This is a genomic window from Jezberella sp., assembly GCF_964834465.1.
In genome coordinates this window covers 22,462-49,212 of sequence record NZ_CBAZRM010000003.1, presented here as the reverse complement: position 1 = coordinate 49,212, position 26,751 = coordinate 22,462, and the positions used below count along the sequence as shown (strand labels likewise).

Below are 26,751 nucleotides of genomic sequence, written 5' to 3'. Positions count from 1 at the left end.
CTTTGGGCGCCTCACACTATCTGTTGACATGAGTCAACTCAGATTTAAAAGCAGTCGCAGACGCAGGCGTTACGTCTTCCCAGTCACTTAACCATTCACCGCTAGGACGGTGGCGTCGCCATGGGTCATCGATCGTACCCAGTTGATGAGCGAATTTGCGGAAGCTAACTTGTGACGCTTCAGATGCCCTACCCCACAGGATTGGGTCAGCTTTAATTCGATGATGCATGTGTTGCGCGCTAGAGCAATGGCTGTCTGATCGAGCGAGGTAAGCTATCTTTCTAAGAGAAACGAGGTCAGCCCACGTGCGTTGTTGAACTTTTACAGCGATTATCTCAAAGCTGCCTATGCCTAGTGAGTTAATAGGGCTTATTGGTTGTTCGATCACAGCAAAATTCATGAGCTCATGATTGCCATTTTGCTGATGCGACCCTGAAGAGACACTTGCTCGGCTCACCAAAAATGCTTGTTTATGACTCAATGCCTGCAATTTCATCGTTTCATATTGCACAGCACCTAATTGACCAATACAAACGAACAGCGTGATCAGCGACGCAATACCAAGCAGTGATTCGACCGTTGCTTGTCCCGTCTGCAGGTTGAGAATCAATTCAACTTTTTTTACTTGATCGCTTTTGTCAATGACGGACTCAATTAGGTGATAATTTTGCATGCCAGAACGCATGAAACAAATGAGGTGTGTCTTTTGCAGCATCTAGTCGAGTCAAGTCAGGTGGGTCAAAATAGGTTTCTGCGCTTGCTTGGGCGACGAGTTCGACGGGTATCCCAAAAATCGACAGCCCTCGTTGTTTCACGATTAAGCGAAACCTGAATGAGCGTTGACTCGTTGAATTGAGACGAGCAAATTTTGCGACACCAGACGTTCTCATTTGCTTCGTCGCCTGGTCAGCCCATGCGTCAGCCAGTGAGTTTTTTGAACTAAACCATGAGATTCCATCCAGTTGGACAAACGCTTTAAACCATCGCCAAAACGGTTGTTTTGAAAAATTGGAAGGTGCTACTGCTGTGGTAGAAGGTTTAGCCAGGCCTTTGAAGTTTTGAACGAACCCCCACCCCATGGGGTACTCTCTCTCATAACAACCAATCAGCTTGTTAAACTTGATTGCGTGATAAGAAAGCGTATCTCTCGCTTGCCATTGACCGTTTTCATCAAAGATTGTTGTTCCACGGCGTCGAAGTTTTGGGCGAAGCATTGGGCACTTAAGATTCGGTAAGAGCCAATTTCTCTGCGTTTTGTTTCGACTACCTAAATATCCAAACTTTGACACGGCACCGCCTAATAAACTTCGCCACGTGTCATCTACGGTCTCACTCGTCGCCACAGCGTCTCGTATCTCGTCATCCCAAACTTCATCAATGATGCGAAATTCGTCGAGAGATCCGTCTTGGGTATTGGATTCGTTCGACTGAACGCTTTTCTTTAACACCTCTTTAATGACTTCCTGGCGCGTTTGTCCAAGCCTATCAATGAGCGATTGCCGTTGATTTGAGATGATTTGATTGACCAGTCGGTCATGATGTTCATGCTGCTGTGCAATGATCGGCCAAGCTGTCTGAAGAGACATCAACTTTTGTGCACTCAAATAGGAGTTTGCATGTTCAAAGCCGAACATTGTTCCGATTAACCACGCAGGCGGGTTACGCATTATTGAACGCTGCGCCTGTGTGCTTGCAAAGTTGACGGAGGCGCCTAGGGTGACCCAGTGCGCAGTGGCGATCTGATGAGCGAGTTGAGCACGATTCAGATAAGCGTGTGCATTGAATGCACGAGCTTGAACAACGGCCCCAGAATAGGCCGCAGCATCTGCGGATTGTGTCAAATGCAATTTGGCAATGATCAACCGCCCCAATAAGTAGCTGGTAACGTACATGACAGAAATTAACGCGAGAAAAACAAGGCTAAGCACCAACGCTTGCCCCGAAGCCTTCTGCGCAAATTGCGGCCGACTGGTCAACGTGAGTCAACTAGCGAGCTGAGGTTGTGCCGTTTCCGGTGAATGTATTGAGTGTTTTTTTGTTGGTTTGTTTAGCTGCGCCATCAGCGGCCGATTTGGCAGTTCTAGATTGTGCGGTCCCATCTTCACCCGCCAGCTCTTTGGCCATCGCCGCAGTTTGAGAGCGCACGACCTGACCAAAATATTGGTACGCGGCAATCGCAGCGATTGAAATGAGGGCGACGATGATAATGTATTCGGTCATGCCTTGGCCTCGCTGTGATAAAGCCTGTGGCAAGCTGTGTTGCAGATTGGTGCAAGTTGCGTCGTTGTCAACATTTGCCATAAAGAAATCCTAAATAATTATTCAGGATCAAATTATGTCGTGACACTGATACTGGAACAATTCGCAGTTGTACGCTGAAAACAGCGACAGTCCCTTAAGGCTGATAGCGATCAGCTTAAAACTTTAAACCACGTAGCACTATTTAAGCGAAGGTGTCTACGATGCTGCCGACGGTAGGTGTCTTGGCCGCTTCGTTTGTCGTGACTTCGATTGCCTGTGCGCTATGTGGATCAGTGGTGTACACGATCGTGTTAGTGTGTACGTCGACAACGCCCGTGGTTAGAGAGTGTTGCTTGTTCTCAGCGGCAAGCGGGGGTTGTTGACCTAACGTGGTTTTCGTCGATGGCGTGGCCAAGTAGGTATCAACCGACGTCTTCGTGCCTGGAATTGGCGAATCTACAGTGTCGCCAGGTATTGGTGGAGCATATGATACGGGGCCGATATTCACGATACTCTCCTTAAAAAAATACCTCTTTACTATGTAACGGCACAACGTTGAACTTCTAAAGCTAAAGAACAAACCTTCGTTAAATCAGGCGTATACGTTAATTAAATTACCCAACGGATATAAGGCAGATTGCGCTGTCTGCGCAGCTGCTGTCGATTGAGGGTCAGTCACTTTGTTGCTGTAAATATAAATATTGTTTAGATCACCAGGCGCCGATGGGCTTGGCGCATTTAGTTGATTTTCTAAGTTATTGATGGTTTGCTGACCAGAGGAAGTCTTGGCCGAAGCACATGCAATACAGGCGCCGAGGGTCGACTTCAACTGAGCCTTTGTTGGATCGAAGGCTTGAAGAGAACTCGGCAAATAAAAGGATGACACTGATCCGATATTCATGATGCACCTCAATATGTGTACCCTATACCCCTTTAACGACCATTGTCAATATATCTTGAGTTTTCATCGACTGTTTGGTATGCGGGCGACACTGATTGAATCGTGTGCTTGAATTTGATCGATGAATCTGACCGATGAATCTGACCGATGAAGCTAATCCGGCACAGCCTACAAACTCAATGAGCAACGCCTATCTTAAGGGCATAAAAAATGGCGGGCGTAAAAAAACCTCAGACTTGCTGAGGTTTTTTTATTAAGCACTGAACTCAGTGATCAACGACGTTCTCACCTAATTCGACATCAACAAAAACTTAGGCCCCCCAAGGCGTAATGGCCGCTTTGAGTGCTTTGTAGCCATCAAGATAGCGAGGACGCTTACCCGCGTAGACCTTATCAAACGTGGCGAGTTGATCATCCAACCATTGTGCCAGCTTGGTGTTACCAGGGTTGGCAGCTTTGTAGGCCTCGTTAATTAAAACAAAATGAATACGTGGATCGTAAGGCGACTTAGTACCGCCTTCCGTTTCATCGCCTGCAAGCAAACGCAGCAACATGGTGTCTGCAGACCCAAGTGTTTGCTCATAAATCGGTGCACCGTGGACACGGTACATGATGCTGGTCATGTCTTTGCCGTTGGTCATCGTGAAACCCATGTCTGTCCAGAGTTTCTTCATATCAACGCCAGCGCCGACTTCGTCTAGAACAATCTGACCCCAATCGCGCAAGACATCAGCCGCATCAGCCATCAAATCAGTTAAACGATCGCCGTCTAAGTCGGTCGCGTAAACGATACAAGGACGTTGACGGATCATGTCGTGCAACAACAGACCAAAGTTCGTGTCAGAGATATGCTCGTATATCTCTCCACCCCAGTTTTCCATGCCGGCTTTAAAGTCTTTAGGCAACAAGGCGACGATCGCGTCGACGTTCGCGCGATGCTCTTCGTACGCGTCAACCGCATATTTACGTTTGAGCTCAAATTTCGTGCCTTGTAAGAGCCAGCGCATGATGCCCGCGTTAACAGCGTCTTCTTGAGCTTGTGTTGGTTTTGTCGCAACGCGGCCAATGTGGCCGGTCTCGTGAACCATTTGCAGGAACAAACGGGCAGCATAGGCCATCCGAATGCCGGGGGTGTTCATTTCTGAGTGGATATTACCGGTCTCAGGGTCAATTTTGAATTTCTTTTTGTCTTGCGAATAAGGCAAACCGGGCATGAAACGGATGCTGGTGACGCCACCGTAGGGACGCACATTGCAATAAACGCCGGCGGCAGTACGCAGAGGGGCATTCGCAGACTTGCCTGCGACGACAACCTTCTTGCCGTTTTCGTTCACCAAGAAATCGCCCGCAGTGGACCACTTCAGCGCAATGTAATCGAGCTTGCCAAACCAATCTAACGAAACGAGGTGGGTGTCGTGACGAAACTGAGCCATCATCGGCACGCCGAGAAATGGTAAACCCAATACATCAAGCGCCATCAAAGTGCCATTCAGAGCAAACATGTCGGTGAAAGCATGCGCAACGGGTTTAACGTCGCCAGCGGTGCTGCCACCCTCCCAGATGATCGCATCGGGGCAATCAGTCGGCTTAATTGCCGAGCGTTTGTATATCCCATCCAAAGTCTTGAATAGGTCACCATTTTGCTCTTCTTGAGCAATTTTCAATAAATCGAGAGTCTGTGCCATGGAAGGATAAAAAGCCCTGATTAGTGTAGTTGGAGGACAATCGTAAAGCCGGAATTATCGCACTACTCGGTGCCCTACGCCAAGCAATGCCGTACAGGTGAGACAGTGATCAATATTTGCAGTTGTCTGTAATTAACCTTTGCGCTTCTCGATGGCTTTATGACCGAGGTCGTACCAGTCGTAAATGATTTGCCATGCCTCATCTGCGGTATCAACGATATGAAACAAATCGACATCCGCCCGGTCAATTAATCCGTTATCAACAAAATAGTCGAAATTGATGACTGAAGTCCAAAACGCTTTGTTAACGAGTACCACAGGAAACGCATTCACTTTACGGGTTTGAATCAGCGTCAGCACCTCAAAAAGCTCATCCATCGTACCAAAGCCACCAGCAAAAGCCACAATCGCTCTGGCACGCAACAAAAAATGCATCTTTCTGAGCGCAAAGTAGTGAAATCTAAAACATAACGCTGGCGTGACGTAGGGATTGTGCCCCTGCTCTTTGGGTAAAGAAATATTTAAAGCAACGGTTAAATCACCCAGTTCATGAGCCCCTCGATTGGCGGCTTCCATAATTCCGGGGCCTCCGCCCGTGCAAATGCGCAATTTTTGACTGTCCTGCGCCTGCTGCAGGTTGTAGGTGGCGACCAAGCGACCGAAGGCACGGGCTGACTCATAATTCACGCTATGCGCCAGATCAATCTTGCATTGACGGATCGCTTGCGGCGTAACCGCGGCAGCCATCGCTCGCGTGGCAACCTCATTGCTTACGCATCGAGCTGAACCAAATACGGTAATCGTGTGCTCAACACCCAGCTTTTTCATTACAACGTCGGGCTTTAATAGCTCTAACTGAAAACGGATACCCCTTGTTTCTGGGTCAGTTAAAAAGTCTTGATCTAAAAATGCGAACTGGTAAGCACTGCTCGTCGTTTCATTGGAGAGCGGCGCTGCTTGCTGTAAAAAATCTGCAATCGACAATGCGTTATCAGTCAATAGTTTGGGTGACATGAATCAAATATCCTCTAACTGTTTACCCACATGAACTTGCTGCCTGCCCTCAGCCAGTTCACACTGGCGTTGCCGCTCGCGAGCACTTTGCTTGTGTTGGTCTGTTGTTTTGTCAAAACAGCGTGGGCAACTGACACCTAGCTCAAATTTTGACGAGGCCATTGCCGCCTCTGAGATAGGTTGGCGACAGCAACGGCAAAGTTGGTGTGGCCCTACACTGAGTCCATGTTCAACGGATACTCGTTCATCAAATACAAAACAGGCGCCTGCCCAGAGGCTTTGTTCCTCTGGGATTTCTTCAAGATATTTTAGGATACCGCCTTCGAGGTGATAGACCTCTTGAAAACCGTTCTCAAGCATCCAGGCAGTCGATTTTTCACACCGAATGCCACCGGTACAAAACATGGCAATCTTGGTGGAGGTTCGACTGGCCTCGTTAAGCAGAGGGTTATTGTCCAGCCATGCTGGTAGCGCCGAGAAGGTTTCAACGTTCGGGTTAATTGCCCCTTTGAATGTACCCAGTTCAACCTCATAGTCATTGCGTGTATCAATGACAAGCACATCGGGGTCGCTGATTAAGGCATTCCAATCTTGGGGCTTTACGTACTGGCCGGCTCTTTTCGTGGGGCTGATCCCAGCGACACCCAGGGTGACAATCTCTTTTTTGAGCTTTACTTTCATCCGTCTGAACGGTGGCTCATTCGCCCATGATTCTTTGTGCTGAAGATCTGCTAGAAGTGGATCGGATTTTAAATAATTTAAGAGCTGTCGAACGGCAAGCGGATCGCCAGCGATCGTACTATTAATACCCTCTTGTGCCAGCAAAATCAAGCCACGAACACCCAGTTCATGACAAAGGCTCAATAAGGGATCTTTACGCTCAACGTAGTCAGTGAGTTCAACAAACTTGTAGAAAGCTGCGGTTAAATATCGTCCAGTTTGCATCGGTACTAGTTAAGAAAATCGGGTTGTTCTTTGACGATTCGATCCCAAAGCGGCTGAAACTGAAACCAGCCAGCGAATGAATTACCCACCAAAGAATAAACTTGCTCAGCTGAGGCCGTGGACACCAACTTGAGCGGCTTACCACCAGCTGCGGCCTGAGCAAGTAACTGCACTTGACAGCACCGCTCCATGGCGATGTACCACCATGCGGCAGCATCCACCGAGTCAGCGACCGTCAATAAGCCGTGATTAGAGAGAATGGCAGCTTTCATTTGACCCAACGCTTTGGTCAACCGTGCACCTTCATCAGCATCAATCACTACCCCACCGTAATCGGTATACAGTGCGTGATCTTGATAGAAAGCACAGACATCCTGATTAATCATGGCCAGGGGTTGATCAAGCGCGGCGAAGGCTCGGCCATAGATCGAATGCGTGTGGGCAGCAGCAATGACGTCAGGTCTAGCTGCATGAATCGCCGAATGTATGGCGAACGCCGCAGCATTCACTGGATGATCGCCTTCGATCACATCCCCGTGGTGATCGACTCTGATGAGACTCGAGACGTTGATTTGACTGAAGTGCATGCCATAGGGGTTGACCCAAAACGTATCGGGAAACTCTGGGTCACGTGCCGTGACATGCCCGGCGACACCTTCATCGAATCCAAATCGGGAAAAAAGTCGAAATACGCCCGCCAGACGTTGCTTTCTATGCAGCCGCTCTTGCTCGACCGATTTAAAAACCGGTGGCTGGGGTAACTGCGGCGCATTACCCGTACCGACCCGCTGCTGCGACGCTTGTAAGCCATTGATCTTTTCAGGAGCATTCATAAACATTCGCCCGATTCGAGTTAGATATTATTGACATATATTAAAACAATCCGCTTATGCCGAACGAAGCGTCAAAGGAGAATGGCATGTTGAGTTCAAAACCGCTCGAGCCAGCGCACACTGCGCTCGTTTTGGGTGCTGGCGCCATCGGGGCGTTATATGGTCATGTTCTGTCGCGCGCGGGCTTGCAGGTCTCGGTTATTGCCAGATCTGAGGCTGATCTGATTCGCCGCGCAGGCTATCAGATCAAGAGCATCTCATTGGGACTCGATTATTTCAAACCTCATTGCGTCCTCGGTCATACTTCAGATTGGTCAGATGCTGCGCCAGATATCCTCTTGGTTTGTATGAAAGTATTGCCCAGTGCTAACCAGATTGAATTAATGCGCCCAGTGGTGGGCAACAACACGAGGATTGTGCTGATTCAAAATGGTATTGAAATCGAAGCACCCGTTCAGGCTGCATTTCCAGATAACGAAATCGTTAGCGCGCTGGCTTTTGTGCAAGTCAGCCGAATTGGGCCGGCCGTCGTTGAGCATTTTTCATATGGTGAACTCACGATCGGCACCTATCCGAGCGGCGTTGGTTCGGGATGCGCTCAGTTTGGGGAGTTGCTTGCTCGCGGTGGCATCCCCGGAAAGCTCACAGAAGACGTCGTTGCCGCGCGCTGGGCGAAGTGCCTCTGGAACGCCCCTTTTAATCCGGCTTCGGCCATCACTGGATCGAGCAGAACTCATACGATATTGAACACAATGGGCGGCGAATCCCTGATCAGGGCAATGATGCTCGAAGTCTTTAACATCGCACAGGCTGCGGGCCATTTATTGCCCACTGGAATTATTGACGAGTACATTGCAGCAACCAAAGCGGCTCAATCCTACCAAACCAGTATGGCATTAGATGCACTGCACCATCGTGAGATGGAGACTGAGGCAATTCTGGGGAATACGGTCAGAGCAGCAGAACGACTGGGGGTTGAAGCACCCAAACTAAGCATGCTTTATACACTGATGAAGGTGTTTGAAGCGTCAACTGTCTGAATGTACCCCGCGCAAGTGACGTTTCAGTAGGCCGAGCAATCGGTCGATTTGTTGGTCGCGGACGGATTGGGGTAAAGGATCTCTAAATGCTTGATTAGAACTGCAAATAACCACGAGTTCGGTAGATTGTCTTTCTGCTAGGATCGCTATGATAAGAACCGCCGATTTAATTTTTGTTCAGCGATTATGCCCCCAACGGATGTCCGAAAAATCTTCCAGCTTCAAAAAGTCTTCGTCTACGGCGACTTTTACGTACTGCATCCAGGGCATGTGCGTTTTCTAAAGTTCGCTGCGAGCTGCGGCGATAAGCTGTTTATCGGCATTAACAATAAGCAACCAAGTGCAAAATACCCATCGCCTCAAGAACGGCTCGAAACACTCAAATCCCTGACGCTTGAAGCGGAAATCTTCATTATCGAAACGAGTGTCAAAGAAGTCATTGAAGCCTTGCGCCCTGACATCGTGGTCAAGGGCAAAGAACACTCCGCAAGACATAACGATGAAGTTGAATGGCTCGCACCGTGGGACGGCAAGCTACTTTTTGCTTCCGGGGAGTCTAGCTATCTAAGTGATGACTTGCTTCCAGCAAAGCCGAAAGATTTACATACACACTGGGTGAGGCCGAAAGATTTCATGTCGCGGCATCACTGCGAGGTCTCAGCGCTCAATCAAATCATTGAAGGATTCAAATCCAAAAACATCATTGTCATCGGTGATTTGATCATCGATGAATACCTAAACTGCAATGCATTAGGCATGTCACGGGAAGATCCAACCCTCGTGGTCTCGCCACAGGAGTCTAAAAAATATTTGGGTGGGGCGGGCATCGTGGCTTCTCACGCGCACTCTCTGGGTGCCAGCGTCAATTTTGTCTCTGTCACCGGCAACGACGAAACCGCGCAATTTGCCGAAGAATTGCTCAAGACCTACGGGGTCAAAAGCACACTTTTCGTGGATCAGAGTCGCCCGACTACGCTCAAGCAACGCTATCGCGTTTCCGACAAAACCATGTTACGAGTGAGTCACCTCAGGCAGCACGAGATTTCTCAAGAGCTTGCCGACGGGATAGAGGCCGCTTTGCGTGAGCTTATTCCCGAAGCCGATGCGCTTATTTTTGCTGACTTTAATTATGGTTGCTTGCCGCAACAGCTCGTGGTTAACTTAATTGAGTGGGCGCAAAAGCACCATTTGATTATTGGTGCGGACTGCCAATCGAGTTCTCAAATTGGCGACATCTCGCGCTACGTGGGTGCCACTTTTGTGACCCCAACCGAGCATGAAGCGCGGCTTGCCCTGAGAGACAACCAGTCTGGGTTAGCGCACATCGGACATGAGCTTCTCGACAAAACTCAAGCGGACAACGCGTTCATTACTTTGGGTGCCGCTGGGGTTTTAGTGGTCTGTCGTCAGCCGGATGAGCCGACGGGGTTAGCGACCGATCTGCTTCCGGCGCTGAATCCCGTTCCCGTTGACACGTCGGGTGCGGGAGACTCTCTGCTGGTGACTTCAACACTGGCGCTTGCCAGCAAGGCCAGTGCCTTTCAGGCAGCCTATCTCGGCTCTTTATGCGCAGCGATCCAAGTGTCGCGTGTGGGTAATATCCCTATTACACTCACTGAGCTCAAGCAGGTATTGCAATGAGTGATCAGCCGCTCAAGGGGACACGAGCGTTGCTGTTGGCCGGGGGTTTCGGTTCAAGATTAAGGCCGCTAACGGATCACACGCCAAAATGTTTAGTGACCATCCTTGATCGGCCCCTACTTGACTACTGGCTTGAGGCACTGGTGACGGCAGGCGTCGATCGCATCTTAGTCAACACCCATTATTTATCCGAACAAGTGGCGAGTTTCTGTGAGCAAAGTCCTTATCGTGAACATATCGACCTGGTTTATGAACCAGAACTATTAGGCACTGCGGGCACTTTGAGAGCCAACCGGCGTTATTTTCCTGGCAAAATATTTTTAGCCCACGCCGACAACTTTACCCTGTTTGATTGTGCACGATTCGCCGAGGCACACCAGCACCGCACACCATCCTGCCAAGCTACAATGATGACCTTTACCACCGACACCCCATCTAGCTGTGGAATCGTTGAATTAGATTCAAGCGGGGTTATGGTCGGTTTTCATGAAAAAATAGCTAATCCACCCGGTAATAGGGCTAACGCCGCCGTGTTCATCCTCGAAAATAGCTGCCTCGCGTGGCTTGATCAACGTCCTGACGCCATGGATTTTTGTAAAGAAATCGTCCCTTTGGGCCTAGGCAAGATGCAAACATTTCATAATGATGTCTACCATAGAGACATCGGCACCCCAGAATCGTATCAGCAAGCCAATCTCGATTATCTTCAACTTACTCAGGCCCACCCAAGATCATGAATATATTTCTCACTGGTGCATGTGGTTATAAAGGTACCGTTTTAGTCCCTAAATTGTTGGCTGCCGGTCACCAAGTCACCGCATTCGACATCATGTGGTTCGATAATCACTTGGTACCTGCGCCCGGCCTGACGGTGGTTCAAGGTGACATTCGAGATGCTGACCAACTCGATCTTTCAGGCTTTGACGCCGTTATTCATTTATCGTCGGTCGCCAACGACCCCTGCTCTGACTTGAATCCCCTGCTTACGTGGGAAATTTCTTGCTTGGCGACGATGCGTCTGGCTGACAAAGCAGCACGACAAGGGATCAAACACTTCATCTACGCCTCGTCAGGTAGCGTCTATGGCCTGAAGGACGAAGATAACGTGACAGAAGATCTAGAGCTGGTGCCCTTATCCGAGTACAACAAGACAAAGATGGTGGGCGAACGTGTCTTGATGTCTTACGCAGATCAGATGACTGTTCAAATTGTTAGACCAGCGACGGTGTGTGGTTTATCGAATCGGATGCGGCTCGACGTAGCGGTTAATTTGTTGACCATGCAAGCCATCAGCAAGGGTGAAATTACCGTTCTGGGGGGAGATCAAACCCGCCCGAATATTCACATCGACGACATCACTGACCTGTACTTGTTCTTGCTAAGCCGTCCAGATGTGCAAGGCATTTACAACGCTGGTTTTGAAAATATCTCAATCCGCGACATCGCCGAGATGGCAGCCAAACACACGGGCGCTAATATCGTCATCAAGCCTTCGAACGATCCACGCTCTTATCGGGTGAGCTCTGCGAAACTGCTCGCCACTGGTTTTAAGCCGAAAAAATCTGTTGAACATGCCATCCAAGAGATTGTTGAGGCATTCAAGCAAGGTCGGCTGAAAGATGAAGACCGCTATTACAACCTGAAGTGGATGCAACATAAAGGGTTGGCCGGTTTGTAGACCGAAAACCTAATTGAAGTCTTGAACTACACCGAAAAAGCTAGCGAGTTCGTACAATTTGCTAGCTTTCTTTATATATATCATCTGTCTCAGACCTGACAGTTGATGTCTTGCTTCTAAAGCCAAACGGGAAGATATTGATGCAAACGCCGCCAATGAGTAGCCCGAGTGACGATTTGTTTGTCGATTACTCGAAACGACTTGCAGCCACGTTAATCGGCGCAGACTGGCATCCGGTTGGCTTACTGGCACAAGAGATGATGCGTTGTTGGCGCAACGGCCAACAAGTATTTATCTGTGGCAACGGTGGCAGTGCGGGTAATGCCATTCATCTCGCCAATGACTTTTTGTACGGTATTGCAAAAAAAACCGGGCGTGGCATGCGAATCACTGCCCTGTCCGCGAATGCCGCTGTCATGACGTGCTTGGCCAATGATGTTGGCTACCACGCTATTTATTCTGAACAACTGGCTGTGCTCGGCAACAAAGGTGACCTGCTTATCGTGCTGTCGGGCAGTGGCAATTCTCCCAATATCCTCGAAGTGCTTAAAACCGCACAGGAAAAGGAAATCGTTTCTTGCGCGATTCTGGGCTATTCGGGCGGCAAGGCAAAAGACTTAGCTTCGATTGTTTTGCATTTTCCGGTAGACGATATGCAAATCGCGGAGGACTTGCAGCTTGTCGTTGGCCACATGCTGATGCAATATCTCTACGCTCATAAGGACACCGTCTGATCATATGAATTTACCTCGCACAACACTCGCTGCTGTCCTTGTAGAACAAAAGAAGCCGCTACAGATTATTGAAATCGGATTGCCAAGTGAGCTTGGTATTGGGCAAGTTTTGGTTGAACTCGCGTATAGCGGTATCTGTGGATCTCAGTTGGGCGAGATTGACGGGGTAAAGGGGCCTGATCCCTGGTTGCCACACCTCTTGGGTCATGAAGGTAGCGGCACTGTGCTGGCGATTGGACCTGGTGTTAAATACGTACAACCAGGTGATACAGTAGTACTGCACTGGAAGCCTTCACATGGGATTGAGGCCGCGCCGGCCAAATACACATGGGGCGACAAGGTTGTCAATGCGGGTTGGGTAACAACCTTTAACCAGCACGCCGTGGTCGCTGAAAATAGACTAACCAAAATTGATGCTGCTGCAGACCTGCAAACTGCGGCGTTATATGGATGTGCAATCACCACGGGCCTAGGTCTCATTGACAATCGCGCCGCGTTAAAGCTGGGTGAGTCTGTCGTGGTGTTCGGTTCTGGTGGTATTGGATTGAATATTGTGCAGGCAGCTCAGCTCGCGGGTGCCAGCCAGATTGTGGCCATTGATCGTTTTGACAACCGACTTGAACTCTCAAAGACTTACGGCGCGACGACCGTCATCAACTCAACGAAACAAGATGCATGGGAGGCGCTGAATCGGATATTTGCCAAGCAAAAGCCAGATATTTTCATCGACAACACCGGCAATGCAGACATCATCTCTAAAGGCTACGAATTGATTTCGGCCAAGGGGCGCGTGCTGTTGGTGGGTGTTCCAGCCAAGGGACAACAAGCCTCAATCTACACCTTACCGCTGCATTTTGGTAAAACCATTGTTGGGACGCATGGGGGTGAGGCGACCCCACAAACAGATATACCACGCTACATGAATTTATTTGAGTCGCGCAACATTGACTTGCACCCTCTGATATCAGAAATCCAAGGACTGGACCAGATTAATCAGATGATCTCTAATATGCGCGACGGCACCTCGGCCGGGCGTTGCTTAATTCGATTGTGATCATGGATAAAATACTTGTTATTGGTAGTAACTCTTTTTCTGGCGCCAGCTTTTGCGATTACGCATTGGCTCAAGGTGCTCGGGTATTCGGGACCAGTCGGTCAGCCGAACCCGTCGATGCACTTTTGCCGTACAAGTGGCACGATCATTCACAATTCAGTTTTCATCAGCTTGATTTGAACAAAGACTTAGCGGCAATCATGTCTTTGATCAATCAAGAAAAGCCAGCTTATGTGGTTAACTTTGCAGCGCAAAGCATGGTCGCCGAGAGCTGGTTAACCCCTGCCGATTGGTTCATGACTAATGTCGTGTCGACGGTCAAATTTCACGATGAGCTTCGAAAGGTCAGTGGCCTCAAGCGCTATGTGCACATCTCGACGCCAGAGGTTTATGGCAGTTGTTCGGGCTTTGTCACCGAAGAAAACCCATTTAATCCCAGTACACCCTATGCCGTATCACGTGCTGCGGCCGATATGAGTTTGCGGTCTTTTCATCAGGCTTACGACTTCCCCGTGGTCAGTACGCGAGCCGCCAATGTCTACGGCCCAGGACAGCAGTTGTACCGAATCATTCCTCGCACGATTCTGTTCATATTGATGGGCAAAAAGCTACAGTTACACGGTGGTGGTCATTCGACACGATCGTTCATCCACATCAACGACGTGTCTGATGCAACCTGGAAAGTCATGGTCGATGGCCATAATGGCGACACGTACCACATCTCTACAGAGAGCGTTATCTCTATTCGTGATCTGGTTGAGACGCTTTGTCAACGATTGGATCGTCCCTTCGAGGAGCACGTTGAAATCGTGGGTGAGCGTTTAGGTAAGGATGCTGCGTACCATCTCGAGAGTTCGAAGATTCGCCGAGAACTGGGCTGGGCAGATAAGATCAGTTTAGATGTTGGTCTGGACGAATGCATCGCCTGGGTTAAGCAATATTTTGATGTGCTGAAAGATCAACCGCATAACTACACGCACAAAGCCTAATCATGACTGCCTCGTCCGATCTCATTGAAGACCTTGAACTAAAAGCAGCAACCCTGCGCGCTCGCATTATCGAGACATCTAGTCGAGCAGGCTTGCCACATCTCGGGTCTTGTCTGTCATCGGTTGATCTGCTGACGGCACTGTATTTCCATCAACTCAACATAGATCCTGATAGGCCTCAAGATCCTTCACGTGATCGCTTTATATTGAGTAAGGGTCATGGCGTCCCAGCGCTGTTTCAGGTGTTAGCCATGCGTGGTTATTACCCACTATCGGATCTTGATCGTTATGGCGAAGACGGCACAGTGTTCGGTGAACATCCCCCGACCCCATCTCACTTGCCAGGGATCGAAGCTGCGACAGGGTCACTCGGCCACGGTATGCCGATGGGTCTCGGTATGGCACTCGCTGCACGAGTCAACGGACTGCCCTACTCTGTGTATGCCATCTTAGGGGATGGTGAGTGCAACGAAGGGTCGATTTGGGAGTCTGCCATGCTAGCAGGCGGTCAACGTGTGGATAATTTCTGTGTACTCGTTGATTTCAATAAATGGCAGGCCACGGATCGTAGTGAAAACGTCATGGCACTAAACCCACTCGCTGATAAATGGCGTGCCTTTGGCTGGGATACGCTAGAAATTGACGGCAACAATATGTCTGACGTTATCGGTGCTTTGGATCAATTTCCTAGCAAATCCGGTAAACCGCTTGCCATTATCGCGCACACCATTAAAGGCAAAGGCGTGTCGTTCATGGAGGATGACAATAATTGGCATTATCGGATTCCCAATGAGGAAGAAGTGGCGTTGGCAAAAAAGGAATTGAGGATCACAACATGAGAAACGCCTTTGCGGATGAAGTGACGCAGCTTGCAAAAACAGATTCGCGGGTCATGCTGTTGTCAGGAGATATCGGCAACAAGCTTTTTGACAAATTCAAAGCAGTCGATGCCAACCGATTTTTAAATTGCGGGATCGCTGAAGCAAACATGATGGGCGTCGCTGCTGGCCTTGCGCTAAATGGCTTGCGCCCGATCGTATATACGATCACGCCCTTCACCACGACGCGTTGTTTTGAACAGATTCGGGTTGACGTGTGTTACCACGAAGCACCCGTCATTATCGTTGGCACGGGTTCTGGGCTATCTTATGCGGAACTCGGTCCGACACATCATTCACTAGAAGATTTGGCGATCTTGAGAACGTTGCCGGGTATGCAGGTGATTGCACCTTGCGACGCGACCGAAATGCGGTTCGCGTTGCGCGAGGCGATCAAGAGCAATCAGCCAACCTATATCCGCATCGGGAAAAAGGGCGAACCTGCGATACATGACCCTAAGGTCGACTTTGAAATCGGCAAGGCCATTACGGTGCGAGAAGGTAATGAGGTGCTATTTATCGCAACAGGCACACTCATGCCTCAGGTGTTAAAGGCTGCCGATGCACTTGAATCACAAGGGATTTCAGCTCAGGTAGCAAGCTTTCACAGCATCAAGCCACTGGATGACAATTATTTAAAAAATTGTCTATCCACCTATAAATTGTGGGTGACCGTTGAAGAACATGGTCGTCTAGGTGGGTTGGGCTCAGCCGTAGCCGAATTCATCTCTCAATTCTCTTCCCACCCACCCCTGCTACGCTTAGGCACACTCGACGAGTTTATGCATGAAATGGGCACTCAAGAGTACGCACGAACGCGCTACGGTTTAGACGCGGCAGGGATCGTGCGTCAGGTCAATGCTCGACTGACACACGCTTAGCCACTGGTTGGCATAGGCTTACGTTGATTATGCGTATTGGCATCGATTTCGATAACACCATCGTCAGTTACGACGAGCTTTTCTATCAAGTGGCAAAAGAGAAAAATCTGATTCCGAATCATTTGCCAGTCAATAAAGTGGCAGTAAGAAATCACCTTCGCTCTATCGACCAAGAGGATAAGTGGACCTTGATGCAGGGTGAGGTATACGGCCCGAGGATGATCGAAGCCAAAGCTTACCCTCACGCCGCAAATAGCATTGCTGGGCTCAAGCGCGCTGGTCACGAAGTGTTTATCGTCAGTCATAAAACCAAGCATCCCTTCATGGGCCCGTCTTACGATTTGCACCAAAGCGCCAGAGACTGGGTTGACGCTCATCTCGTCCTGGGTTGCGCTCATTTATTCGACTCAGCACACATTTTCTACGAACTCACCAAAGAAGAAAAAATTGCTAGAGTCCATGCATTGCAATGTGAAGTTTTTATCGATGACTTGCCAGAAATTTTAGAGATGACTGGCTTTCCATCCCATACGCGAAAAATTCTGTTTGACCCCGAGCAACAACATCCACAGCACGCGTCGTCGTTTGAGCGAGCAGACTCCTGGCAAACAGTGATCGACTTGGTCTTGAACTAATGGAATCCATGGATCCGCAGCTCCAATCCCTCGTCTGTGAATTGTTTGAGAGCGCAGGTATCTCAAGCCACCCATGCAGTATCACTAGCATTAAACGTGGCGGCAACAATCAGATTTCACTGGTGACTTGTGAAGATCAAAAAGTTATTCTCAAACAGTATTTTCAGAATCCACAAGACTCGAGAAATCGACTGCATACAGAATTCGAGTTTCTGAAAATCGCCTCAGAACGAGCACCTGGTTTGGTTCCGAAGGTATATTCAAAAAGTGACGAGAAGTATGCCGCTCTATACGAATTTATCCTGGGCAATACGATTGAGGCGGATGCCGAAATTACTGAAAATTTCGTACATCAGGCCGCCCGATTCATCGCCAAACTCAATAGCTGCACCGAGCTTGTCGCGCCGGCCTATTTATCCCCTGCGTCCGAGGCCTGCTTTTCGATCGAACAACATATCCAAACCATCGACGAGCGACTCAATGAACTCGAACAATCGAAGAGTGCCCAACCTTGTGATGACGATTTCACTCATACGTTAAGTCAAATTTGTCGTTGCTGGCTCGAGATCAAAGCGACGCTGCTTCGACGATGCCATCAGGACCGGCGTCTCCCCCTGGCCTCAGCGCTCAGCCCGGCACAGCAAATTCTTTCGCCTTCTGATTTTGGCTTCCAAAACGTATTGATTCAACCAAACGCGCAGCTTGCCTTCATTGACTTCGAATATGCGGGATGGGATGACCCAGCCAAACTCGTTGGTGATTTTTTTGCGCAAGTCGCCATGCCTGTGGATATCAAATATTTTGATCTTTTTTTGACCACTGCCTTCAAAAATCGTGCCGACTACGAAGAAATTCATGCTCGATCGTTGGCGCTGTTGAGCTTGTATAAAATCAAGTGGTGTTGCATCGTGTTAAACATCTATCTACCCAAGCATTTAGCCAGAAGGCAATTTGCCGATCCGCAGTTGGACGTGCCGGAAATCAAACGCAAACAGTTACTCAAAGCCAAACAACTCCTGGAAGAAACCACCCTATGAGTTATATCGATTTTCTATCCCCCGTGCACAAAAGCACGCATCGCGATTACCTTGCGAGAGTCAACGACCCAGACTATCCGAAAGCCAAAGCAGCCGATCTTGCAAAGCAATGGGCCTTTGACTATTGGGATGGTGATCGCCGAATTAACTACGGTGGCTATCGCTACATGGAAGGTCGTTGGGAAAAGGTAGCCAAAATGATGGCCGATCATTATGGTTTGAAAGCAGGTGACAAAATCCTGGATATTGGTTGTGGCAAAGGTTTTCTTTTATTTGACTTCACCAAAGTAGTGCCTGGCATTGAGGTGTACGGCGCGGATGTGTCTCAATACGCCATTGACCACGCCAAAGATGAAATCAAAGATAAACTGACGGTCGCCAACGCGGTCGAGCTGCCCTACCCCGATAATCACTTCGATTTTGTTTACTCAATCAATACTTTTCATAATTTGCACAACTACGACCTTGAGAAAGCTTTGCTTGAAATGAATCGTGTGAGCAAACAGAAAAAATACATTTGTGTTGAGTCTTATCGCAACGAAGTTGAGAAAGCGAATTTGTTGTACTGGCAAGTGACTTGCGAAGCTTTTTGTACTCCCGAAGAATGGGATTGGTGGTTTAAGCACACCCATTACGAAGGCGATCATTCGTTTATTTACTTTGAGTGAGTCATGTGATGCAGTTCTCGTTTAGAAACGACACGCAGAATGTCCGAACCTTTGAAGACGGACGCATGGTCATTGGCCCTCAGAGCTCTGTAACCAATGCCGATGTCGTCGGTCATTTTTACCTTCATGCACATTCACACATCAACAACGTTCGTATCGGTGACTACTTCAACATGGGGTTGTTTTCGTATATTGCGAATGCTGAGGTAGGCAATTATTGTGCCCTCGGCAACAGACTATCGATAAGTGCCTTTGGCCATCCCACGAATTGGTTATCTACCCACGAATTTCAGTACAGAGACACAACTGCGACGTATGGCGAGAGTTTATTTAACAACCAAGAGAATTTGCTGAAAGATACGACTCGCTCTACAAAAATTGGTCATGATGTATGGATGGGTGACAATGCTGTAATTTTGCGAGGCGTCACCATTGGTGATGGGGCTGTCGTGGGAGCGGCTAGTGTGGTGACGAAAGACGTAGAACCTTACGCGATTGTCGCTGGCAACCCTGCGCGACTCATTAAGTTTCGTTTCAATAGCGATGTCATCGCAACATTGAAGCAAATCAAATGGTGGGATCTACCCATGCAAGCGTTGAGAGGTATTGATTTCTCTGATATCGATCAGGCGTTGTCGGATTTAAAAGCGAAGTTTCCCGAACGGTTTGTCAAAGCAAACAAAAAATGACCCTCACAACGCCGACGCAAAAAAACATATTAATCATAGGCGTTGATAGTCAAATTGGCCATGCGCTGAGCGTGTACCTCCACGCAATTGGTATCCCTTGCGTAGGCACGTCTCGTAAAAAACAACACATCAGTCAAAACATTTATTTTTTTGATTTCGCAGATCCTGATTTCAATGTGTTTGATCAGAGGTTTTCTCATGCGATCATTTGCGCCGGTGTGACGAATATTGCCGAGTGTGAATCTGATCCCATCGGCTGCAAGCAAATCAATGTGATCCACACCACCGCACTTATTGATATATTAAATCGCAACGGGACGTTCGTAATCTATTTGTCCTCTAATGCTGTATTCAACGGCAACAAGCCGTTTTATCGGTACGATGACGTCACCAGCCCCGAGACCAAATATGGGGCCTATAAATGTGAGGTTGAGGACTATCTGGCAGCGAATTCACCTGAAAACAATTGTGTGTTGCGTTTAACAAAGGTCATCTCTATCACGACGCCTTTTATTGAACGATGGCATCAGCAGGCCAAGGCTGGGCAAGCTATTACGGCGTTCACCAATCGATTCGTGTCGCCTATCGATATTAATGAAGTGATAAGGACGATTCATCGTCTGATTGAAATCAAACCCAGAGGCTTGTTTCAGCTAGGCAATCAAAAAGAGTACTCGTATTATCAATATGCACAAGTTTTATTTCAAGATCGTCCAGACATGCTGGACTTGCTTGTGCCAACCGAAGATCCTTTGTCTGTTGAAAAGCAATCGTACAACTCGTTGCACACCTTTTTACCCGACTGAAAATAAACGTTCGCAAGGACTCGCAAGATGAACTGTATAGCCTGCCAAAGCACGGACGTGACGAGAATAGATCTCAATTTTGATCCTCACTGCGTGACCTCAGATTGTCAACCGGTGCGGTATCGTCCCAATATCTATTTTTGTCAGCACTGTAGTTTGGTTCAAAAAAAAATTGACCAAGATTACAAAATACTCACTCAACAAATCTATCAGGATTACAAGATATACGATCAAGCAGGTGGTGTCGAACAAGCGGTCTTTACCCAAACGGGTGATGCCCTACCTCGATCTCAAGTGATTATCGATTGGCTGACAAGCCATGTGAAGCTCGGTGAGCAAGGCAAATTGCTTGAAATCGGTTGCGGTAACGGTTCGTTTTTAAGATCGTTTGCACAGCAGCGGGAATGGGTACTGACGGGTACTGAGTTCGACGACAGAAATAGGCAACATATCGAAGCGATCAAAAACAGCAGATTTTTTAACGGCGATTTTGTTGAGATCAATGAGCAGTTTGATTTGATCGTGTGCATTCATGTGCTTGAACACATCTATGACCCGAGAGAGTTTCTATTAAATTGCAGTCAAAAACTCACACCAACTGGGAAAATCTTGATCGAAGTACCCGATCTTGATAGCTCTCCTTTTGATATTTTTATTGCTGATCATTGCGCGCATTTCTCAATAAATTCGCTAATCAAACTTGTCCATCGTTGTCAGTTAAAAGTCGTATCGATCTCAAACAGAGTCGTCGGTAAAGAAATCACGATTGTCCTTGAGAGAGATCAATCCACTCATTACGTCGCACTCGTAGCGACCTATCAAGCATTGACTACAGGATTAGCTGAGAAAATCAACGCATTGAGCCCTGATCGAACGATTTGCATTTTTGGTTCTTCCATTGCAGCAACGGTTATCGCATCAAAATTGAGCACCAAGATTCAATTCTTTGTTGACGAAGACCAAAGCAAAATTGGCAATCAACACTTGGGCTTGCCGATTCTGGCGATGAATGAGGTCCCTGCTGGTGCGGTTGTCGTTTTGCCGATGAATCCATCTACCGCGCTCAACATCGCTAATCGATTAGCAGGTAGGGATATTGAGTTTTTGTTTTAACTCTTGCCCTCGGTGACGATCGCGGTCTAGCACTCAGGATTTGGCGCTAGCCTTCTCGAATAATATGACTTGCCCAACTGGGGATGGTTTTGTAATAAGCATGAAATCCGTCGCTGAAACTAGCAAATTTCAGCCCGTACTTTAGCCCTAGTCTAAACAAACTCTCTCTCGAATATAAGCTGATATGCCCATTTCTTGGCGCTGCATACCACCAGCTCATACGCTGATTTAACTTAAGGTCATTGTCTGAAATCAACGTTGAAAACAGGATCAACCCATCGTCGCGTAGTGCTTCGGTGAGGTTTTGCATGAGTGCGTTCACATCGGGTACATGTTCAAACACTTCAAGCGAAGTAATCAAATTGAACTTGCCTAAATCCTTGAGCTTGACTTCAGTGGCAGGAAACGGATCGTAGGTTTCCGATAACCAGCCATCTGCGGCCAATATCTGACTCATTCGACCGTTACCACCGCCGTAGTCAAGGTGTCTGATGAATTGCTGCTTATCTTTGAAAATGTCTTTTAACCCTTGAGCGTTGGAGGTTGGTCTAGTTTCAAGATAATCGGGATCAATATCGACATATTGATCATTGTAAATTTTCTCGAAAAAATCTTGTTCTGACCAATTCGAAAACTCGGGTGCAAAGGTGAAACTACAATTCTGGCAACGAGAGTAATAAATCGGCACCCCTGCAAGCGGCAAGAACTTGCCTCGGTTTTCTTCGCAATTTTTATTGAAGTCAACAACATCAAACAAACTAACCTCGCCGTGGCAAATAGGGCACTCTGGCGTTAAGTTAAGCATTTTGATCACCGTAACTCATAATCTCGTCGGCAACGACCTGTGAACGTGAGATCAGTTCGGGGTTAACTTCATCAGTGGTCTTTTTATAAATAATATATTTGGATAAATTCTTAAAATTTTGAGGCAAGGTATGGGATTTAGCCCAAGTAGCAACCTCTCGTGCATTAGATTTTTTATTCGAAAATGGTGGATAAAAACTAAACAGATGACACAATTCAATCATAGGCAGTTCAGACCAATCATTTGAATAGTATGGATTTTCAAGATAAGGCATAAACGAAATATCTGTGCACCCGCCAGCGGTCTTCATCCACTCTTTCGCAACGACGATGCTCGGTGAAATTGAAAAGCCTCTTAAGCAAACCGAGGTTTCGTCTGCCCAAATCATTTGGTATGGGTACTTGGTGAAATAGGGGCTATCCCAGTTTTCCGAAATCCAAATAGGATGTGGGTTCGTAAACCCCACCTCAAACAATTCATCGACGCTCAGCGCCCACCGTCCCGTCAAATGAGGCGAGGCGCTCTCTAAAGCTGTCCTCATTGGCTGATGAACAACTGCGTCGTATCCCTTGTCTAAAATCGCGCACGCATTGGTAAAATAGTTTGGGCCGTAATAAACGTCTGCGCAAGCGATGTGCAGTAGTAAATTATTTGTTAGCGCAAATTGTGCCGTGGTTTGAACTTGCAACCCCTGAAGCGCATACCGTTGATCGTAGTTAACAGCACCGTCAATTTTAAGAAAATGTACGTTCAAGTACTTTTTTAATTGCTGAAAGTTTTCATGTGCCTCGATTTTGGCAATGTTATCCTGTTCAGTAAAAATGAGGTAATAAGAGCGACTAAATGGATTGCTACTTGCTAAATTCTCGATCAACGACTTGAGATGGAAATTCAGGAATACATTCGTATATGACTCACCATATACCAAATTCGATATACAAATTTCGCCCATTATTTCCATCCGCTGATGTGGAGAGTTCGGATTAAGTGTCTACATTAATCCTTTGTAACAGGCTCTTATTTTAAGGATAGTCATTTTTTTTGGATCTTTCGAATTGATCTGTAATTGCAGGGTAAATCGTACATTTAGCCTAAATACAATCAAAACTTAGGCAAGCTCTCGCGCAGCCCATTAGTCGGGTTTGATGTTTCGCTTAGTTACCAATTCATTCCACTTCTCAATGTCGGCTTTAATAAAATCGGCAAATTGCTGAGGGCTGCCTCCAACGGTTTCCATACCTAGCGCAACAAAGCGGGCTTTCACATCAGGTTCTGCCAATATTTGGTTAATGTTTTGATTCAACTTATCGACGATACTTGCAGGCAGTTTTGCCGGTCCAACCAAGCCGAACCACGTAGAAACCCCGGTCCCGGGATAACCAAGTTCACCAATGGAAGGAACATCTGGCAAGAGTGCTGAGCGAGCATCCCCAAACACAGCAATAGCTCGAATTCTGCCCGATTGTATGTAAGGCAACGGGGTGACTAACGGATGAATGCCAGCGTCTACCCTGCCGCCCAACAACTCGGTGACTGCCGGCGAATCGCCTTTAAACGGGATGTGATTGAGATTTGCTGTTGCAGCGTAATTAAACACTTCTAACGCAAGATGTGGGGCTGTCCCGTTGCCTGGGCTTGAGACGTTGAGGCCAAGCATAGACTTGTCCGGGGCTGCGACAAACTGAGAGAGGTTCGTCAATTTAGACGTCGACAACACAATCAAAAACAAAGGGGCTCTGACGACTTGAATAATCGGGGTGAAATCCCTCACCGTATCGTAAGGAAGCTTTCCGTACAGGGCCGGATTGGTCGTATGCGGGGCTGCAACCATCAAGAAGTTGTAACCATCCGGATCAGACTTGGCTATTAAATCGGATGCAATGCGTGTGTTCGCCCCTGGCTTATTTTCAACAACGATCGGTTGACCGAGTTGGTGAGATAATTTTTCAGCGAGCAGTCGCGTCGCAATGTCGTTTGATCCGCCGGGTGCGAACGGAGAAATAAAGCGAATCGGTCGGCTAGGCCATGTTTGTGCAGACACAACACCCATCGTGACCACGATGAGGCACAGCAACCGAATCATGAACACTTTCATCTCAATCACTCCTTTGGGAACCCATTATTTAACGGTCGGGCATCGCTTTTTTTTTACTAAGGTTCAATATTGGATTTGAGTATCCGACGTGCTAATGTGGATCGATGCAGTTCTGAAGCACCATCATAAATTCTAAAGGGCCTCATTTCACGCAAAATAAGTGATACCGGTGAGTCTTCAGACATGCCGAGTGCCCCCATCATTTGTGCCGCCCGATCTGCGACGCGATACAAAGCTTCTGAAACAAAGACTTTAGCCATCGCACTCTCGTGCTTGACCGGCAGCTTCAAATCAAGCTTTTGCGCAACGTCCCAAGTCATCAATCTGCAGGCATATAAATCGATGTGTGAATCAGCCACCATGGCTTGGACCTGTTGCAAATCAGCAAGCCGTTCACCAAATGACGATCGATTTTTCACGTAATCCTGAGCGAGCTCCATGGCTCTGGATACCCTGCCAATAAATCGCATGCAGTGCAGCAAACGAGCAGGCTCCAAGCGGCGCTGAGCGTAAGTGAACCCCTGACCAACCTCGCCAAGGACGGCATCGTCGCTGACTTCACAGTCAACGAATTCAATTTCTCCGTGACCACCGATTTGGTAACCGTCAATACTCTGAATATTGCGGATCACACGATAGCCGGGATTATTAGTCTCGACAATAAATAGCGTTGCCCCCTCTGCCGTCTTTGCAAGCACCAGAGCAAACTGAGCATTGACGGCCCCACTGATAAACCACTTTTTGCCGTTAATTACCCATTTACCGTGTCGCCGTTCAGCCAGGGTTTTCAGCATCGCGGGGTCTGAGCCAGCACCAGGTGGCGGCTCGGTCATGGCAAAGCATGATCGCACGTCACCGCGGACCAAAGGGGCTAAATATCGTTCGCACTGAGCGGGCGTGCCGCAATCCATCAGCGTCAGCATGTTCGGTTGGTCAGGGGCTGCGCAATTCATGGCAACGGGCCCAAGAAAACTTCGCCCCGCTGCTTCAATCACCACCGAAAGGTCGCGCCACGATAAACCAAGCCCCCCCATTGATTCGGGTAATTGAGGCGCATAAATGCCTTGGTCTATGGCAATCATTCTTAACTCAACCGTCACCCGATCTAATGCCTCGACGTCGTGTGCAATCGCAGGATTTTCCCTGGGTATTGCCTCAGTGTCGATAAAATGGCGAACTTGTTGGGCAATGGCTTTCACGCGCTCGTTATGCTCAACCATGCTATTTCAGTATCCGTTTGGCAATGTTTAGCAGATGGATTTGACTGGTTCCCTCATAGAGGCGAAACAAACGTACGTCTCGGTAGAGCATTTCAATAGGGCCGCCCATATCAGCACAATAACCAGCACCACCAAAAATCTGGACCACTCGATCAGCGACTCGACCGCACATCTCAGAAGCGAAATACTTGCAGATCGATGCTTGCGTGGTGATATCTTCACCCCGATCACGTGCACGAGCAGTCTCTAACACGAGCGCTTTGGCCGCTTCGATGTCAACCTTGCTTTCTGCCAACATGGCTTGAATCAGTTGAAACTCGCTAATCGGTTGTCCGAATTGATGGCGTTTTTTGACGTGCGCCAGAGCGTCATCCAGCAGACGAATCGCCGGGCCGATGCAAAGCGCAGCGAGATTGATACGCTGCTTATTCAGAGCCTTCATGGCCGTCGCAAACCCTGCACCTAGTTCCCCGCCCAGCACATCCTCGTGATTCGCGCTCACATCCTTGAGGTACACCTCGGACACAGGTGAGCCTGACTGACCCATCTTTCTGTGTTCAGGCCCAGCTTGAATGCCCTTTCTCTCTTTAGGAATGAGGAAAGCAGAAATGCCGCGATGACCTACAGTATCAGGATCGGTTCTGGCAAACACCGTAAAGAGATCTGCAATGGGCGCGTTCGTGATGTAGCGCTTTGTGCCATTAATCACAAACTGACCCTTTGTATTGGGGTCAATCCGCGCAGACGTCTTGACAGCAGTGGCATCTGACCCAGCGTCAGGTTCGGTGAGCGCCAGGCAGCCAGTGATCTCACCAGAGGCGAGTCTGGGCAGCCATTTGGCTTTCTGTGCCGCTGTACCGTCTTGAACCAAGCCCTCTGAGCCAATGCCCGTATTGGTCCCCGCCCTCGCCCGAAATGCCGTTGCTGCTTGCGAAATCTCAATGTTTGCCAAGGCAAGCTCTTCGGTGGTTAAGCCGCTGCCACCATACTCTTCTGGGATGCTCCAACCGAAGTAGCCATTGGCCCTCATGATATCGACCAAAGGTTCGGGAATTTGGTTTTGCGCGACCACTTGCGCTTCGGCTGGGATAGCTAAGTCACGCACGAACTCGCGTATGCCCGCGAGACGCTTTTTATTCATTTCATTGTCAGTGATCATGTCAGCTAAT

At 48.3% G+C, this 26,751-nt stretch carries 29 protein-coding genes; 15 read left to right on the top strand and 14 right to left on the bottom strand.

Annotated features, from left to right (window positions below; all coding sequences use genetic code 11):
- Positions 1 to 16: 16 nt before the first annotated feature.
- The 9 genes from AC1W8Y_RS02875 to AC1W8Y_RS02835 all read right to left on the bottom strand — a co-directional run bounded on the left by AC1W8Y_RS02875 (position 17) and on the right by AC1W8Y_RS02835 (position 7,619).
- On the bottom strand, positions 17 to 673 hold the full coding sequence (locus AC1W8Y_RS02875; RefSeq protein ID WP_482012962.1) for a hypothetical protein: 657 nt from the start codon (positions 671 to 673) through the stop codon (positions 17 to 19).
- Positions 651 to 1,976 (bottom strand): hypothetical protein, encoded by a 1,326-nt coding sequence (locus AC1W8Y_RS02870; protein WP_482012961.1) that lies wholly within the window; start codon positions 1,974 to 1,976, stop codon positions 651 to 653. The genes AC1W8Y_RS02875 and AC1W8Y_RS02870 overlap by 23 nt, the downstream gene beginning before the upstream one ends.
- Positions 1,977 to 1,986: 10 nt before the next feature.
- Entirely contained in the window at positions 1,987 to 2,220 is a 234-nt protein-coding gene (locus AC1W8Y_RS02865) for a hypothetical protein (protein WP_482013119.1), read from the bottom strand.
- Between the two features lie 223 nt (positions 2,221 to 2,443).
- Complete coding sequence (locus tag AC1W8Y_RS02860; protein ID WP_482012960.1) at positions 2,444 to 2,749, bottom strand: hypothetical protein; 306 nt, start codon at positions 2,747 to 2,749, stop codon at positions 2,444 to 2,446.
- Positions 2,750 to 2,833: 84 nt separating this feature from the next.
- Positions 2,834 to 3,142: a hypothetical protein gene (locus AC1W8Y_RS02855; RefSeq protein ID WP_482012959.1), complete on the bottom strand. Its 309-nt coding sequence runs from the start codon at positions 3,140 to 3,142 to the stop codon at positions 2,834 to 2,836.
- Positions 3,143 to 3,453: 311 nt separating this feature from the next.
- Positions 3,454 to 4,827 carry a hypothetical protein gene (locus AC1W8Y_RS02850; RefSeq protein ID WP_482012958.1) on the bottom strand — a complete coding sequence of 458 codons (1,374 nt, stop codon included), beginning with the start codon at positions 4,825 to 4,827 and terminating at the stop codon, positions 3,454 to 3,456.
- 132 nt (positions 4,828 to 4,959) lie between these two features.
- Positions 4,960 to 5,841: an LOG family protein gene (locus AC1W8Y_RS02845; RefSeq protein ID WP_482012957.1), complete on the bottom strand. Its 882-nt coding sequence runs from the start codon at positions 5,839 to 5,841 to the stop codon at positions 4,960 to 4,962.
- A gap of 3 nt (positions 5,842 to 5,844) precedes the next feature.
- A complete protein-coding gene (trhO, locus tag AC1W8Y_RS02840) occupies positions 5,845 to 6,786 on the bottom strand; it encodes an oxygen-dependent tRNA uridine(34) hydroxylase TrhO (RefSeq protein ID WP_482012956.1) in 942 nt (313 codons plus the stop codon).
- A gap of 5 nt (positions 6,787 to 6,791) precedes the next feature.
- Complete coding sequence (locus AC1W8Y_RS02835; RefSeq protein ID WP_482012955.1) at positions 6,792 to 7,619, bottom strand: class II aldolase/adducin family protein; 828 nt, start codon at positions 7,617 to 7,619, stop codon at positions 6,792 to 6,794.
- A gap of 86 nt (positions 7,620 to 7,705) precedes the next feature.
- On the opposite strand from AC1W8Y_RS02835, the gene AC1W8Y_RS02830 reads away from it, so the two are divergent.
- The 15 genes from AC1W8Y_RS02830 to AC1W8Y_RS02760 all read left to right on the top strand — a co-directional run bounded on the left by AC1W8Y_RS02830 (position 7,706) and on the right by AC1W8Y_RS02760 (position 21,462).
- A complete protein-coding gene (locus AC1W8Y_RS02830) occupies positions 7,706 to 8,659 on the top strand; it encodes a ketopantoate reductase family protein (RefSeq protein ID WP_482012954.1) in 954 nt (317 codons plus the stop codon).
- Positions 8,660 to 8,845: 186 nt separating this feature from the next.
- Complete coding sequence (locus AC1W8Y_RS02825; protein ID WP_482012953.1) at positions 8,846 to 10,300, top strand: PfkB family carbohydrate kinase; 1,455 nt, start codon at positions 8,846 to 8,848, stop codon at positions 10,298 to 10,300.
- Positions 10,297 to 11,037 (top strand): nucleotidyltransferase family protein, encoded by a 741-nt coding sequence (locus tag AC1W8Y_RS02820; RefSeq protein ID WP_482012952.1) that lies wholly within the window; start codon positions 10,297 to 10,299, stop codon positions 11,035 to 11,037. The genes AC1W8Y_RS02825 and AC1W8Y_RS02820 overlap by 4 nt, the downstream gene beginning before the upstream one ends.
- Complete coding sequence (locus AC1W8Y_RS02815; protein WP_482012951.1) at positions 11,034 to 11,978, top strand: NAD-dependent epimerase/dehydratase family protein; 945 nt, start codon at positions 11,034 to 11,036, stop codon at positions 11,976 to 11,978. The genes AC1W8Y_RS02820 and AC1W8Y_RS02815 overlap by 4 nt, the downstream gene beginning before the upstream one ends.
- A 140-nt stretch (positions 11,979 to 12,118) precedes the next feature.
- The gene (locus AC1W8Y_RS02810; protein ID WP_482012950.1) at positions 12,119 to 12,712 is read left to right on the top strand and encodes an SIS domain-containing protein; all 594 of its coding nucleotides are present in this window, start codon (positions 12,119 to 12,121) and stop codon (positions 12,710 to 12,712) included.
- Between the two features lie 4 nt (positions 12,713 to 12,716).
- Complete coding sequence (locus AC1W8Y_RS02805; protein ID WP_482012949.1) at positions 12,717 to 13,766, top strand: zinc-binding dehydrogenase; 1,050 nt, start codon at positions 12,717 to 12,719, stop codon at positions 13,764 to 13,766.
- Positions 13,767 to 13,768: 2 nt separating this feature from the next.
- Positions 13,769 to 14,755: a GDP-mannose 4,6-dehydratase gene (locus AC1W8Y_RS02800; protein ID WP_482012948.1), complete on the top strand. Its 987-nt coding sequence runs from the start codon at positions 13,769 to 13,771 to the stop codon at positions 14,753 to 14,755.
- Positions 14,756 to 14,757: 2 nt separating this feature from the next.
- Positions 14,758 to 15,594: a transketolase gene (locus tag AC1W8Y_RS02795; protein ID WP_482012947.1), complete on the top strand. Its 837-nt coding sequence runs from the start codon at positions 14,758 to 14,760 to the stop codon at positions 15,592 to 15,594.
- Positions 15,591 to 16,514 (top strand): transketolase family protein, encoded by a 924-nt coding sequence (locus AC1W8Y_RS02790; RefSeq protein ID WP_482012946.1) that lies wholly within the window; start codon positions 15,591 to 15,593, stop codon positions 16,512 to 16,514. The genes AC1W8Y_RS02795 and AC1W8Y_RS02790 overlap by 4 nt, the downstream gene beginning before the upstream one ends.
- A 29-nt stretch (positions 16,515 to 16,543) precedes the next feature.
- A complete protein-coding gene (locus AC1W8Y_RS02785) occupies positions 16,544 to 17,149 on the top strand; it encodes a 5' nucleotidase, NT5C type (RefSeq protein ID WP_482012945.1) in 606 nt (201 codons plus the stop codon).
- An 8-nt stretch (positions 17,150 to 17,157) separates the two neighbouring features.
- Entirely contained in the window at positions 17,158 to 18,186 is a 1,029-nt protein-coding gene (locus tag AC1W8Y_RS02780) for a phosphotransferase (protein WP_482012944.1), read from the top strand.
- Positions 18,183 to 18,854 carry a class I SAM-dependent methyltransferase gene (locus AC1W8Y_RS02775; RefSeq protein WP_482012943.1) on the top strand — a complete coding sequence of 224 codons (672 nt, stop codon included), beginning with the start codon at positions 18,183 to 18,185 and terminating at the stop codon, positions 18,852 to 18,854. The genes AC1W8Y_RS02780 and AC1W8Y_RS02775 overlap by 4 nt, the downstream gene beginning before the upstream one ends.
- An 8-nt stretch (positions 18,855 to 18,862) precedes the next feature.
- Positions 18,863 to 19,543 (top strand): CatB-related O-acetyltransferase, encoded by a 681-nt coding sequence (locus AC1W8Y_RS02770; RefSeq protein WP_482012942.1) that lies wholly within the window; start codon positions 18,863 to 18,865, stop codon positions 19,541 to 19,543.
- Positions 19,540 to 20,349 carry an SDR family oxidoreductase gene (locus tag AC1W8Y_RS02765; protein ID WP_482012941.1) on the top strand — a complete coding sequence of 270 codons (810 nt, stop codon included), beginning with the start codon at positions 19,540 to 19,542 and terminating at the stop codon, positions 20,347 to 20,349. Before AC1W8Y_RS02770 ends, AC1W8Y_RS02765 begins: the two co-directional genes overlap by 4 nt.
- 93 nt (positions 20,350 to 20,442) lie before the next feature.
- Positions 20,443 to 21,462: a class I SAM-dependent methyltransferase gene (locus tag AC1W8Y_RS02760; RefSeq protein WP_482012940.1), complete on the top strand. Its 1,020-nt coding sequence runs from the start codon at positions 20,443 to 20,445 to the stop codon at positions 21,460 to 21,462.
- A 46-nt stretch (positions 21,463 to 21,508) separates the two neighbouring features.
- Here AC1W8Y_RS02760 and AC1W8Y_RS02755 read toward each other — a convergent pair whose 3' ends face one another.
- The 5 genes from AC1W8Y_RS02755 to AC1W8Y_RS02735 all read right to left on the bottom strand — a co-directional run bounded on the left by AC1W8Y_RS02755 (position 21,509) and on the right by AC1W8Y_RS02735 (position 26,741).
- Positions 21,509 to 22,267, bottom strand: a complete 759-nt coding sequence (locus AC1W8Y_RS02755) for a class I SAM-dependent methyltransferase (protein ID WP_482012939.1) — start codon at positions 22,265 to 22,267, stop codon at positions 21,509 to 21,511.
- A complete protein-coding gene (locus AC1W8Y_RS02750) occupies positions 22,260 to 23,219 on the bottom strand; it encodes a hypothetical protein (protein WP_482012938.1) in 960 nt (319 codons plus the stop codon). Before AC1W8Y_RS02750 ends, AC1W8Y_RS02755 begins: the two co-directional genes overlap by 8 nt.
- Positions 23,220 to 23,399: 180 nt before the next feature.
- Positions 23,400 to 24,362 carry a tripartite tricarboxylate transporter substrate binding protein gene (locus AC1W8Y_RS02745; RefSeq protein ID WP_482012937.1) on the bottom strand — a complete coding sequence of 321 codons (963 nt, stop codon included), beginning with the start codon at positions 24,360 to 24,362 and terminating at the stop codon, positions 23,400 to 23,402.
- A 56-nt stretch (positions 24,363 to 24,418) separates the two neighbouring features.
- On the bottom strand, positions 24,419 to 25,582 hold the full coding sequence (locus AC1W8Y_RS02740) for an acyl-CoA dehydrogenase family protein (RefSeq protein ID WP_482012936.1): 1,164 nt from the start codon (positions 25,580 to 25,582) through the stop codon (positions 24,419 to 24,421).
- Between the two features lies 1 nt (position 25,583).
- Positions 25,584 to 26,741 (bottom strand): acyl-CoA dehydrogenase family protein, encoded by a 1,158-nt coding sequence (locus tag AC1W8Y_RS02735; protein WP_482012935.1) that lies wholly within the window; start codon positions 26,739 to 26,741, stop codon positions 25,584 to 25,586.
- Between the last annotated feature and the right edge of the window lie 10 nt (positions 26,742 to 26,751).